The organism is Psychrobacter alimentarius (genome assembly GCF_001606025.1).
Lineage (GTDB): Bacteria > Pseudomonadota > Gammaproteobacteria > Pseudomonadales > Moraxellaceae > Psychrobacter > Psychrobacter alimentarius.
The window spans coordinates 1,376,235-1,390,206 of sequence record NZ_CP014945.1 but is presented as its reverse complement, the minus strand read 5'-3'; the positions used below and the strand labels follow the sequence as shown (position 1 = coordinate 1,390,206).

Genomic DNA, 13,972 nt, shown 5'->3' with positions numbered 1-13,972 from the left:
CCTACTTATCTGACAAGTTTTGTACCAAATGCCAAATATTGCTTGGCGATATGATGTGGTAATAGTTGCTGATTTAAGGGTACGACGTACTGTGCTCGATCATTTATTACTTGATCGATGAGCATCGCTAATCCGTCAATATCGTCTACAGGTATCAAGTTTTTGGCTGGTAAGAGCTCCCTTGGACCAAACGGACAATCGGTACTAATTACTGGTACGCTCAGTGCTTGTGCCTCTACAATAACGTAGCCAAAACCTTCAAACTTAGAGGTCAGCACCATCAATGCTGCTGAAGCAATCAACGGATATGGATTGCTTTGAAAGCCTAAAAATCTGACACAGTCACTGATACCAAGTTGACGGGCTAACTGCTTACTATCCGCTTCAAGCTTGCCTTTACCAACTAATACTAAAGGCATTTTGCGCTCCGTTTTTGAATAAGCTTGTAGCAAGTCTAGATGACCTTTCATCGTATCAAACGAGGCAACATGAATAATATAGTTATTTTTTATGAGGCCAAGTTGTTCGATATCTCGTGTTTGCTCTGCTTTAGTCTTAATATTGATCATGTCGCAAGGATTATAAATTGTCGTGGTTTGGGTCACTGCTCCCAAAAGTGACAGCAGATCCTTACGTGCCCCCTCGCTCACGCAGCTACAAGGATGCGCACCATAGACCATTTGTAGATGCTTGAGCGTTTGTATGGGCGCATCTGATAATTGGTTCTGAAACTGCTTGGATAACGCTGTGTGCAATACATTAACGATATTGGGCAATTGACTATACGCCATTATCCAATTTATTTTATATATGTTAGCCAATATCAGATCAGGCGTCCCTATTTGACTTAGCACATAATTATCAATCCGCTGAGCAACAGTTCTATAGTCGGCTGATTGGGTAGAAGATGGTGCCAGATCTTGAGGAAAAAACACCTTATCATATGGCACGACATGATAGTGAATCCCAGCACCCAAGGACATGTCTTGCGTATTTTCCAAACATAAAATATGAACGCTATGGCCCATTTTTACATAAGCACTTGCTAACGTTGTTACCATACGCTCAGCACCGCGACCTTCAAGCGCTTTCAAAATAAATAGAATAGTTGCAGGCATTGTTATTCCAGCTTAAGGTTGTAGAAATATAAGTATGGCAGACTGGTCAAATAAGAATATCGACGGTTACGATTATTGCCAACTTTTGACTTTGTATGCTAGTCTCAGCTACCTTTGGCCCTAAGCTTATACTGATTGAAGTCTGGTTATGCTCTTTCGCATAAAGTAATGTCCAGTCTTTGCTATATAAATCAGTTAGATCTTGCCAATCTCAATACGAGTAAATATCATAGCTGAGCCAAGATAACGACCGAAAAATCAGCATATCATTATAATACGGTCATAAAAACAGGATCAGTCATGAAACAGTCTGACGAAAAAACAGTAGACGTGGTTATTGCTTGGGTGGACGGTGCAGACCCCACGCTCAAACAAAAAAGAGAGCTTTATAAGTCAGGAAAAACAGTCGCGTCAGATGCGATGACAGCGACACGTTTCGCGAGTGACGATGAAATATATTATAATGTGGCCTCTATCATCAAATATGTGCCTTTTTGTCGTCACATTTATATTGTCACCGACCAGCAGCAACCAACGCTCATTGATGAGTTCGCCAAGCAAAAAATCTGTTCAGCAGATAAAATACGTATTATCGATCACAAAGAAATATTTACAGGCTATGAAGCATTTTTACCGACCTTTAATACCCGATCCATTGAAACAATGATATGGAATATCAAAAGACTGTCTGATTATTTTATTTATATGAATGACGATTTCTTTTTTAATCAGCCAGTGACGATCACTGATTTTTTGGATGAGGAAAAACTCATTATTCATGGTAAGTGGCGTAAAAGTACCGCTTTGAACGCCAAACTTAACTTTCGAAAATCTCGCTTTAAGTTATTTGGCACGCCTATTCAACCAAGGCATACGATAGCGCAAATGTTAAGTGCTAAAATACTTGGGATGGATAAATTTTTTGAGATTCATCATTATCCTCATATTGTCGATAAAAATATTTTACAAACATATTGGTTACATCATCCACAATTATTGAATGAGCAGATAAAATATAAGTTTAGAGATGTCGAGCAAGTGAATCCCATCACTCTAATGAACCACCTAAAAATTCAAAAGAGTGAAGCAATTTTAAAACCTGATACGTCTATCAATTATCTAAAAAATGAGCATAGCGTAGAGAGTTTTATCAATGACTTGGAAGACAAAAGCATCAAATATGGTTGTATTCAAAGCTTAGACCTTCTTCAGCCAGATCTATATGAAAAAATTAGCAAAGCCATGAGACAGAAATTTTCGGATTATCTTCCCAATGCTGTAATAAAAAATGACAGTAAGCAGACCTGAATGTATTTGACCCACGCTTGAACTATCATTAGCATCACCTACTCTTGGTTCAAACCAAGAAAAGTTAAAAATTATTTGGATATAATATGAAAATAGCAGTAGTAGGTACAGGCTACGTAGGCTTATCAAACGCAATGCTATTGGCCCAGCACAATGAAGTTGTGGCTGTCGATGTCGTCCCTGAAAAAATCAAATCATTAAATGCAAAGCAATCTCCTATCGAAGATGAAGATATTGAAGATTTTTTATCACACAAAAACCTCAATTTCTCTGCGACACTTGATGCCAAAGACGCTTATCAGAATGCTGATTTTATCATCATAGCAACGCCAACTGATTACGATACCAAGACCAATTATTTTAATACCTCAACCGTAGAGACAGTGATTGAGCAAGTGCTTTTGGTCAACCAACAAGCCACCATTATCATAAAATCTACGGTGCCAGTTGGATATACAGCGAATATCAGAGAACGTTATGCGACTGACCGTATTATTTTTTCGCCTGAATTTTTGCGAGAAGGTAAAGCACTGCATGACAATTTATACCCTTCTCGAATCATTGTAGGCGCACAGTCTGAGCAAGCTCAGATTTTTGCTAACTTGCTACTTGAAGGTGCCATCAAAAAAGATGCGCCTATATTGTTTGTAGAGTCCACTGAAGCTGAGGCGATTAAGTTATTTTCTAATACTTATCTAGCGATGCGTGTGGCATATTTTAACGAGCTTGATACTTATGCACAAACTTTTGGACTTGAGACCAAGCAAATCATAGAAGGTATTGGCTTAGATCCACGCATTGGCAATCATTATAATAATCCCTCATTTGGCTACGGCGGCTACTGCCTCCCGAAAGATACTAAGCAATTATTGGCAAATTATGACGAAGTACCCAGTAACCTTATAAAGGCTATCGTTGACTCTAATAGAACCCGTAAAGACTTTATCGCTGATAAAATTATTGAGAGAAAGCCAAAAATTGTAGGTATACACCGACTGGTCATGAAAAGCGGTTCAGACAACTTTAGAGCTTCTGCCATACAGGGGATTATGAAACGTATTAAGGCAAAGGGTATTGAAGTTGTGGTTTATGAACCCGTATTGAAAGAAGAGGACTTTTTTAACTCACGAGTGATTCGTGACCTAGAAGCTTTTAAATCAATGAGTGATGTCATCGTCGCAAACCGCTTATCTGATGATATAGAAGATGTCGCGGACAAAGTGTTCACACGTGACTTATTTGGGAGCGACTGATGAAAATACTCGTCACTGGTGCGGCAGGCTTTATTGGTTTTCATTTAATCAAAGCGTTGTTAGAAGCAAACCCAAAAATAGACGTAGCTGACAATGAGGATTTGATTGTTGGTATTGATAATATCAACGACTATTATGACGTCGGTCTGAAACAAGAGCGTTTGAAAATACTCAGTGAGATATCAACGCCAGAAAAATTTGTATTCATCAAGCTAGATCTTGCTGATCGCAAAGGCATGTCTGATATTTTTTCCACTTATCAATTTGATACCGTCATTAATTTGGGTGCTCAAGCTGGGGTGCGCTACTCCATTGATAACCCAAATGCTTACATTGATTCAAACGTGGTTGGTTTTGTGAATATATTAGAGGGCTGTCGTCACCACAAGATCAAACACCTAATTTATGCCAGCTCTAGCTCTGTCTATGGCATGAATATCAAGCAACCCTTTACCACTGCTGATTGCGTTGACTTTCCCATCAGCCTATATGCTGCTACCAAAAAATCCAACGAGCTGATGGCTCATAGTTACAGCCATCTATACAATGTCCCTACGACAGGATTGCGCTTTTTTACGGTTTATGGTCCTTACGGACGCCCTGACATGGCATACTTTTCTTTTACCAAAAAGATCTTAGCTGGCGAACCAATCAATGTTTTCAATAATGGCGATATGCAGCGTGACTTTACCTATATTGACGATATCATAAAAGGTATTATCAGAATAATCGACAAGCCTCCCGCTCCTCAGTATTCTACTGTTACGACAGCGACTGCTCCCTACAAAATTTATAATATCGGCAATAATCAGCCCGTGACGTTACGACGCTTTATCACTGCTATCGAAGACGCTTGTGGTAGAAAAGCTCAGGAAAACCTACTACCGATGCAAGCAGGCGACGTGCCGATTACTTACGCCGACATAGATGAATTAGTAGATGATATCGGCTTTAAGCCTGAAACCAGTATCGAGGAAGGTATTGGAAAGTTTGTGGGTTGGTACAAACAATATTATTCAGTCTAGATAAAAAAACATCTCCAACCCCTCATAATTCAACCGTTTGATCTTTAATATCATTATATTTGCTCAAAGGATTCTACACACATGACCACATCTCCAAATTGGCAAAGAAAATTGCTATTGGTATTCCGAAGCGAAAAAAGATTGAATGCAGGTAAGATTATTAAGAATTATGAAGGTAAAAGCTTTGATGAAATGAAAGCAACAACGCTTACTGAATCAATGTGTAATATTGGAGCACTAACCGATGAGCGCAAGAGCACAGATCTAGAAAACCATTTGAATAATTTAAAATACCAATCATTAGGAGAGTCTGAGCTCTGTTTTTATCACAATACGCTTATTATATTGATGCGTCGTAAATACAAGATAGATTACATATTTGCTGAATTCGAAAGGCTATGGCTGGCTGAAAGCGATTATCTATTGGAAAACTTATCTTTACGCTGGATTGTTTCTGCTTGTGATACGTTTATTGATCATTCAGACAATACTCACAGAGCAGCTATATTGATGACTGTCGTGACTTTAATGAACACTTTGAGAGTCTACGAGACCAAGAATTTTTTGCAGCGACCCGTTGACGCTGACTCTATGCCATTGATACCTGAAAAAACCGCCATGCTTTATGCTGGTGACTTACCTCTTTATAACGGTCTTACTTATTTTCGCATAGGGACTGACGACAGTTTGAGAAACATGCGCAAACGCTATTATAAATTCTATAAAGCAGATAAGTTGGCCACAAATATGCTGTTAGCTGTTTTTGAAAAGCTACAACATACTGATAGCGCTTTTGCCACATTACGCGCATTACACAAAGACGATTGGTCTAAATGGTGGCTGGATTAAGAACGCTTTTGACTTCAAGATCAGTTGCAAAGGTTAGATATTTTTGGGCAATAGTAACCGGAAGAAGTGCCTCGTTAAATTCAGCGTGAAATTGTTGAGGGTTTTTCATTGCTAAGCTCAATTTTGCAGCGATAGCATCTATATCTCCCAATGGCATTAAATTATTTTCTGGTAATAACTCACTCGGACCTGACTGACAATCGGTACTAATGACAGGGGTACCCAAAACCAAAGATTCTGCGATTACCAAGGCAAAACCTTCCCAATCAGAGGTCAGCACTTTAAATGTAGCATGTTTTATATAAGGAAAAGGATTTTCCTGAAAACCTAAAAATACCACTTTTTCTTCTAAGTTAAGTTCTACTACCAATTGCTCTATCTCGTCTTTCAGCTTGCCTTTGCCTAGCAGTAATAGCGGCATAGATTGATCTGTTTGAGCATAAGCTCTTAACAATATATCATGGCGTTTCGCTTCTTTAAAACTGCCCACATGAATGATGTAGTTCTGATAATCTGGAACAAAAGCATCAGCCAGCTTTTTGATTCCATCTCTATCAATTGGATTATGAATGGCAATCGTTGGTGTAATATTCCCAAAGCTTTCAACGAAATCTCTTTCGGCGCCCTTGCTGACACATACACAAGGATGCTTAGAGTATATCTCCATCATCTTTGACCTTAATTCGTGATCAGCACCAGTATCGTCAAACTTATATAACAAAGACACAGTATTGTGTATCACATAAAAGATATTGGGCAGCTTACTATTGCTCAGAATACTGTCTGCGCGATCAAGGTTTGACAAGATCAGATCAGTTCTGCCAATGTTTTTTGAGATGTAACGATCTACTACAAACGCAAAAACTTTGTCACGACGCTCTAATTTTGGTATAAGCTTAAAACGCTTGAAATTGAGTAAATGGTAATTAAGATTTGGATTGAGATCGTAGTCGATTCGAGGTTTAAACCTCAAGACATGAACTTCATACCCTAAGTCATAAAACCCCTGTCCTAAAGTAAGGACGACGCGCTCAGCACCACCACCTTGCAGGCAATTTATCACTAAGAGCACTTTTTTCTTATTTTTCTTGTGGGCATTTTCTGTTATTTTTATTAATTTATTAATCATTTTCTAGTCTTTTTCATCGCTACAGGTAATTTTTAATATAAAAAATAGGCAGTTTTATCAACTTTTAGTGTTCACGCTGTGGGCAAAGCCTACATATTCTGCCGCAATCTGAGCTGGGAGAAGTTTTTCATCAAATGATGCATGAAATTTCTGTGGGTTATTCATGGCTTGACGCATTTTTTCGGCAATTGCATCAATATCACCCATTGGCATTAAGTTATTTTCGGGTAATAACTCACTTGGACCTGAAGGACAGTTAGTACTTATGACAGGCGTACCTAGCACCAAAGCCTCAGCGATCACCAAGGCAAAGCCTTCCCAATCAGAGGTCAGTATTTTAAATTGGGCATTTTTTATATAAGGGAAAGGATTTTCACAAAAACCTAAAAACACCACTTTTTCCTCTAGGTTTAACTCTTTAACTAATTGCTCCGTCTCACTTTTATGCTTACCTTGGCCGAGCAACAATAGCGGCATAGACTGGTCTGTTTGAGCGTATGCTTTTACCAATAAATCATGACGCTTTGCATCTTTAAAGCTACCCACATGGATGATGTAGTTTTGATAATCTGGAACAAAAGCATCAGCCTGTTTTTTGATTCCATCTCTATCAATTGGATTATGAATGGCAATCGTTGGTGTGATATCACCAAAGCTTTTTATAAAATCTTTTTCAGCGCCCTTGCTGACGCATATACAAGGATGCTTAGAGTATATGTTGATCATCTTAGATTTTAGGTCGTCAGCCGCACTGGTCTTATTGAACTTATATAATAAAGACACCGTATTATGGATCACATAAAAGATATTGGGCAGCTTACTATTGCTCAGGATACTGTCTGCACGATCAAGGTTAGACAATACAATGTCAGGTTGACCAATATTTTGTGAAACATATTTATCAACCGCACGCGCAAAAATTCTGTCACGCCGCTCTGATCCTGGTATGAGCTTATAAGGTTTAAATCTAAGTACATGATAATTAAGATTTGGACCCAAGTCGTACTCAACTAGCGGCTTGAATCTTAGTATATGTACCTCGTAGCCCAGCTCATAGAATCCTTGACCTAACGTTAATACTACACGTTCCGCACCGCCACCTTGTAGACAGTTAATAACGAGTACTACAATTTTTTTGTGCTGCTTCATAAATGACAACCTATGGATTGATTCTTCACCCATTTGAAAACAGAATATACGATGATTTTACGAAAAAAATTAGCGATTAAACAATTTCGCAAATAACGATTTAGAGGCGGGAGGACGAGTAACTTTATTACCCACATAACCTTGCTGAGATTTTTTCGGAAAACGTCCAAAAGGTTCAACTCTATAACTGTCTAACTGATATCCTGCAGCAAGTGCTTCGTTATAATATTCATCAAAAACCTCAGACAAATCTTGTCTTGGGTGCGGCATAATATTACCATCAAACCAATGCTCAAATCCTTCTGCTTTTACTCTATCTATTGCGTATTTGTGGCTGAACTGCGTGCCCATATCTGAGTAATGTAATATCTTGATATCTTCTATTGGTAAACCTTCACCATCTACGCAATTATAGGTATTAAGGTAAGGCTCGATGAGCTTTCTATTCTTCTTAAGCAGCTTCATCATATGTCTATGGCTATCAGGATCTTTTCTGAGTTGTTGAATCGGCGGAACAACATCCTTTGCCTTGTTACAATCCCAAACGCAGGTACATAAGCGAGTCATATCCGCATTTGTTTTGGCCGCTACTACAGATTTTCCATTGATGGGATGACGCCATAAATTTGCTAAGTCATCTAAAACCACCACATCAGCATCCATATAAATAGCACGCCCAGAGTAACCACAGTATTCTGGAATAGCCCACCTGAACCCTGAAAATGGCGTTGACCATTTGGTTGTGTCCCAGCCCTCGCCAGTTTCAGGATTAGAATACCAATAGCTTTTAGGATCACGCGATAGCTGCATCCATACTATTTCAACAGGGACGCTAGTATGTTTATGGATACTATAATCCAACACCATCATCTGCTCTAAATCACAGTTATTTGGGTCGCAACCGACAAAAACTCTAATAGTATCATTTGGTTTCATAATTACATCCGTTGACTGATAAATACTCTAAGCCTTATACCTATGTGATGATACTTAAATGTGATAAGGCTTAAGTACTGATTTTTTAACATGAAATTCGTTAAAATCACATTGAGCTTATTCTTTCCAATATTTTTCTATCCACCCAACTGGCAAAATAAAGTGACGCAGATGACGGAGCGGTCTTTTTAAGTTTTTAGGCTCAGTGAGTCTCTTCAAATGATCTTTGGCATTGTTAGCAGCGTTTTTGTTATATCTGCCTTCAATAGCATGCGTCGGATACAAATCACCAGGGAAAATGACGATGCGAGCGCCTTTAGGAATTTTTGGTTCCTTAATATAGTTAAGCGGGAATGGCTGACGACATTTGCGTCTAAAATGAGCAACCCACGCCTTTGGAAACAGCTTGACGCCACCTGGCGCGTTACGGGTAACAAAGCGCTGCTCAAAACGATATTCATCAGCGACACCTTGGGGATCGGCTTTGAATTTTTCTTGTAATGAGACAAGTGACCCTATTTTAAATCTAAAGCAAGACGTCTGACCCAAACGTTCTAATGGATTACTTGGGTTATAAGACAAAATAACGTCATCTGGCTCGCCATATTCAAAGAAAGGATCGAGACTATCTACTATAATCACATCCAAATCTACAAACAGCACTGTACCTGTCAAATCACCCAGTTTCTCACCCCACAAGCGAGATTTCGGCCACTTACCAAGGGTATTGGTCGGCATAGTGACATCTAGTGGTGGCAATTCTTGACATTCGATTTCTGGACGCACATCAGTCGTATCATCTGTAAAACAGACAAAACGAAACGGTGGTGTGATGTTACGAGAGACCATGCCATATAATTTATTGGCATAATCAGCGCCGTACTTTGTACCCCATTTAATACAAATAATTTGTTTGATATTATTATTATCTGCTGTACTAGAATCTATTGGCATTGACTGCTCACTTTAATCTTATGGATAAATATGACAAATATATTAGCATAAAAAAGCTGAACGATTACGCTCAGCTTTTTTGATAGGTTTAAATAATATGGCTTTTAGTCGATGAAGCTTAACCAATCCATATATTTTTCATTGCGACCATGCACAGCATCAAAATATAACGTCTGTAGTTTTTCGGTCAACTCGCCACGACCACCATTACCGATAGTACGATCATCATATTCACGAATAGGCGTCACTTCAGCAGCGGTACCTGTCATAAAGATTTCATCCGCTAAATAAAACTCATCACGAGTGATACGGCGCTCAACAACTTTGATGTCTAAATCCGCTGCGAACTGAAGAATAGTACGACGAGTAATGCCGTCTAATGCACCACCAGATAGGTCTGGGGTATGTAGGACACCGTCTTTAACTAAGAATAAGTTTTCGCCAGCGCCTTGGCATACAAAACCTTGTGGATCCATTAAGATCGCTTCGTCATAACCATTACGAGTGACTTCTTGGTTTGCCAAGATAGACACAGGATAGTTGCTAGATGCTTTTGCTTTGCACATGGTGACGTTAGGCATATGATGCGTGTAAGAAGAGGTTTTTACGCGGATACCATTTTTGATACCCTCATCTCCTAAATAAGCACCCCAATGCCAAGCAGCAACCATCGCATTGATACTGTTTTCACGAGATGAGATACCTAGCTTTTCTGCGCCTACCCAAATCAAAGGACGGATGTACGCTTCTGCTAAGTTGTTTTGTTTGACCACATCTTTTTGTGCTTGCTCAAGTGTTGCCGCGTCAAAAGGCACATCCATTTGGAATATTTTCGCTGAGCCTAATAAGCGCTCAGTATGATCTTTTAGGCGAAAAATAGCAGTGCGGTTATCGGCTGTTTGGTAAGCGCGTACCCCTTCAAACACAGCCATGCCATAATGCAAGCTGTGCGTCAGTACATGAACTTTAGCATCTGGCTGTTCGAGCATCGTGCCATTCATCCAAAGCTTACCGTCTTGTGTTGCCATATTCATTTTATAGTCCTTATGCTAGCGCTAACGTCTAACTTTTTAGATAGGTTTTATTCAACAGTATGTGTCAACATCATATAATAACACCGCCGTATCACATTTTATGGTTAAAAATACAATTTCATTATGAATCTATACTGATGGTGAAATTATGATGTGAAGCCGATTATATCATTGGCAGTACGAGCAAATGAAATCTTTTGGTTTACATACTATTTTCATATTATTTATCGTTACTGATTTTATGGTTATTGGTTTTATAGTTATTAGCTTTATGGTTATAGACTCCCTCAAGATGTTGGTAAGGTTGTGTCTGTCAAATTGACACCCATCAAATGCTGCCATTGCGCTTGCAAAAGTGCACGCGTCTCTTTCCATAATGACTCATCGACCAATAACGACTGCTCTGACAACGCTAACTGATGAGTGGCCGCACGAATTCTGAGATAGGCATCCGTCAGATCCTGACAAACACGCTGCTCCCAAATACCTAACGACCCCACTTCCTCGAAAATACGGACATTATCACTCCACTTAGTCAAACTTGGATACTCGTGCGAATAAGCCAGCACAGCGAATTGTGCTAAGAACTCAATATCGACTATGCCACCCGCATCTTGTTTAAGATGGAACTTGCCCGCTTGTTGTTGCCATTGGCTCGTACCCAAATGTTTTTGCATTTTTATACGCATACTGGTGACTTCAGAACGTACTTGTTCTATTGTCCGTGGTAATGCCAACACATCTCGACGAATATCACAGAACTGTGCTGTTACTCGCCTATCACCACAAATTGCGCGTGCACGAACCAAAGCTTGATGCTCCCACGACCATGCTTTTTCAAACTGATAGGTTTCAAAAGCATGGCAGGATACTACCATCATACCTGCGTTGCCTGAAGGACGTAAACGCATATCAATCTCATAAGCGCGGCCATCTCGCGTTTGAGTATTGAGATAATTCATCAATTTTTGTACCAAACGTGCAGCGAATTTCATGCCACTCACCGATTTCTCACCGGTAGTCATACCCTGCTCTTTTATTTTATGCAAGAACACCAAATCCAAGTCTGAAGCATAGGACAACTCTAGCCCGCCAAGTTTACCATAGCCGATGATGGCAAAGCCGCAATCTGCCTCTGTAACTGGATCACCATCTTGACCAATAGGATAACCATAACGCTTCACAAGCTCGGCAAAGGCCCGCTCAAGTGCAGCCTCTAACACTACTTCTGCAATATAAGTCAGAGAGTCCGACACTTTCATGATTGGACGCTCAGCCAACACATCGCTGGCCGCCACGGCCAATACTTGGTTCTTTTTGAACAGTCTTAGGACACTCAGTAATTCTTCTTCATCATTAGGCTCAACCCGCAACAACTGTTGACGCAAAATATCACGTAATTCAAGCTTGTCAGGCAAGTGACGATAGCGCTGCTGTAAGAAGCTATCTAGAAGTACCGGATACTGTGCCAGCTCTTTTGCAATCCACGGACTGGCTGATAACATCGGAATCAACTCAACCGTTGCATTCGGGTTTTCTGCGATCATGACCAAATATATAGAACGGCGACAGATCGCTTCAAGCAAGGCGATAAGGCGAGGTAAAGCAGTATTCGCCAGTTGCTGCTGCTCTTGGTGCGCGAGTAGCGCATGTACAATAACAGGATATGCATCATCCAAGCGCTCACGAGCTTCCTCGCTTAAGTTGGCAACCATTTTTGACTGCCAAAAATCCTGTAGCAACTTACCATTATCTTCTGTCAGGACTTGATATAAACGCGCAATCTGTTTGTCCAGCCGCTCCGGTCCGATATCCGTTTCTTCTTGAGTGGGGACTTGGCGTTCAGTCACCATGCGCTCAAATGGCACATTGACATTGTTTCGATGCTGATTGAGAGTGCTCAGCAGTGCTTCCCAGTTATCAAATCCAAGGGTGATCGCAAGGTTATGCTGCCATTTTGGATCATGTGGTAAACGCTGAGTTTGCTGATCATTGATGGCCTGAATACCATGCTCAAGCCGGCGCAAAAACCGATAAGCCGCTTGCAACTGCTCATATGTTGATGTTTCTAAATATCTAAGTTCACACAATACTTGCATCGCTTCTAAGCAAGACTTGATCTGTAATTGCGGATGCCTACCTCCATAAATTAGCTGAAAGGCCTGTACAATAAACTCAATATCTCTGATACCGCCTGCACCAAGTTTGATATTATCCAAGTCCTCACGCTGAGCCACTTGGTTCTGAATGAGTGACTTCATCTCTCGAAGCGCTGAGAACGCACTATAATCGACATAGTAGCGAAAGACGAATGGTTTGATGAGCGCTTGTAATTCATCATAGAATGGCTGGTCTATGTGGCCTACTACTCGGGCTTTTAACCACGCAAAACGCTCCCACGCACGTCCATGCAAAGAGAAATATTTTTGTAGCGCCGATAAATGGATGGCCAAATCACTACCATCACCCCATGGACGCAAACGCATGTCGACTCGAAAAGCAAAACCATCAGCCGTTTTATTGTCCAATAGTTTGATAATGCCTTGACCGAGTCGCGTCATAAAACGCTTGTTGTCTATACTTCGTGTGCCATTTGCCTTGTTGCCGTTGGTTTCTCCGCGAGCCTGATGAACGAAGATGAGATCAATATCACTCGATAAATTAAGTTCATGAGCACCCAGTTTACCCATCGCCATGATTGCCATATCATCAATTTGCACATTGCCTTGAGCGTTAATAAAGGTTGGCTCACCGTATTGTTTAACCAAATGACGATACGTATAGTCCTTAGCAAACGAGATACAACCATCAGCAAATTCAGACAGCTCATCGGTCAATTGCTCAAGCGCAATCACTTGTAAGGCATCTTGCCAAATCCAGCGCATCATCAGCAGTGTACGCAAGTGTCGTAAGCCGCTCATTACCTTTGCTTCATCAACCAATTGATAGTTCTCATCCAACGTATAGTCTTGAATCAGATCATCAATTTGCTGGCGCGTTAAAGTCTGGTCTAGAGGATAGCTACGTAAAAACGTTTGACACGAGACCGTCCGGCTCTCCCAAATCTGATAAGCAAAGCTACTTGCCGTTTGCAATGTTTGTAGCTGCGCCGCTGTCGGCTGACAATCTGTCGTATTGTTCATAGGTGAAGGCATAGCAGGTAACATAGGGACATAAACTCCTTGCATAGAGTGATAAGACTACGTGAAGCTCGCGC

Annotated in this window: 11 protein-coding genes; 4 read left to right on the top strand and 7 right to left on the bottom strand. The window is 40.3% G+C overall.

Annotation, left to right across the window (positions count from 1 at the left end):
• Positions 1–5: 5 nt before the first annotated feature.
• A complete protein-coding gene (locus tag A3K91_RS05785) occupies positions 6–1,118 on the bottom strand; it encodes a glycosyltransferase (protein ID WP_062844409.1) in 1,113 nt (370 codons plus the stop codon).
• 300 nt (positions 1,119–1,418) lie between these two features.
• Here A3K91_RS05785 and A3K91_RS05780 point away from each other — a divergent pair, with 300 nt between their 5' ends.
• The 4 genes from A3K91_RS05780 (at position 1,419) to A3K91_RS05765 (ending at position 5,553) form a co-directional block, all read left to right on the top strand.
• Positions 1,419–2,426: a Stealth CR1 domain-containing protein gene (locus tag A3K91_RS05780; protein WP_062844408.1), complete on the top strand. Its 1,008-nt coding sequence runs from the start codon at positions 1,419–1,421 to the stop codon at positions 2,424–2,426.
• Positions 2,427–2,512: 86 nt separating this feature from the next.
• Positions 2,513–3,679 carry a nucleotide sugar dehydrogenase gene (locus A3K91_RS05775; RefSeq protein WP_062844407.1) on the top strand — a complete coding sequence of 389 codons (1,167 nt, stop codon included), beginning with the start codon at positions 2,513–2,515 and terminating at the stop codon, positions 3,677–3,679.
• Complete coding sequence (locus A3K91_RS05770) at positions 3,679–4,704, top strand: NAD-dependent epimerase/dehydratase family protein (RefSeq protein WP_062844406.1); 1,026 nt, start codon at positions 3,679–3,681, stop codon at positions 4,702–4,704. Before A3K91_RS05775 ends, A3K91_RS05770 begins: the two co-directional genes overlap by 1 nt.
• 81 nt (positions 4,705–4,785) lie before the next feature.
• Positions 4,786–5,553: a hypothetical protein gene (locus A3K91_RS05765; protein WP_062844405.1), complete on the top strand. Its 768-nt coding sequence runs from the start codon at positions 4,786–4,788 to the stop codon at positions 5,551–5,553.
• Here the strand turns inward: A3K91_RS05765 and A3K91_RS05760 are convergent.
• The 6 genes from A3K91_RS05760 to glnE all read right to left on the bottom strand — a co-directional run bounded on the left by A3K91_RS05760 (position 5,534) and on the right by glnE (position 13,922).
• Entirely contained in the window at positions 5,534–6,682 is a 1,149-nt protein-coding gene (locus A3K91_RS05760; protein ID WP_062844404.1) for a glycosyltransferase, read from the bottom strand. The genes A3K91_RS05765 and A3K91_RS05760 overlap by 20 nt on opposite strands.
• A 57-nt stretch (positions 6,683–6,739) precedes the next feature.
• Positions 6,740–7,831 carry a glycosyltransferase gene (locus A3K91_RS05755; RefSeq protein WP_062844403.1) on the bottom strand — a complete coding sequence of 364 codons (1,092 nt, stop codon included), beginning with the start codon at positions 7,829–7,831 and terminating at the stop codon, positions 6,740–6,742.
• A 69-nt stretch (positions 7,832–7,900) separates the two neighbouring features.
• Positions 7,901–8,767, bottom strand: coding sequence for a glycosyltransferase (locus tag A3K91_RS05750; RefSeq protein ID WP_062844402.1), 867 nt, complete (start codon positions 8,765–8,767; stop codon positions 7,901–7,903).
• Between the two features lie 117 nt (positions 8,768–8,884).
• Positions 8,885–9,721, bottom strand: a complete 837-nt coding sequence (locus A3K91_RS05745) for a hypothetical protein (protein ID WP_062844401.1) — start codon at positions 9,719–9,721, stop codon at positions 8,885–8,887.
• Between the two features lie 104 nt (positions 9,722–9,825).
• On the bottom strand, positions 9,826–10,755 hold the full coding sequence (locus tag A3K91_RS05740; protein WP_062844400.1) for a branched-chain amino acid transaminase: 930 nt from the start codon (positions 10,753–10,755) through the stop codon (positions 9,826–9,828).
• A 287-nt stretch (positions 10,756–11,042) separates the two neighbouring features.
• Positions 11,043–13,922 (bottom strand): bifunctional [glutamate--ammonia ligase]-adenylyl-L-tyrosine phosphorylase/[glutamate--ammonia-ligase] adenylyltransferase, encoded by a 2,880-nt coding sequence (glnE, locus tag A3K91_RS05735; protein ID WP_099046695.1) that lies wholly within the window; start codon positions 13,920–13,922, stop codon positions 11,043–11,045.
• Between the last annotated feature and the right edge of the window lie 50 nt (positions 13,923–13,972).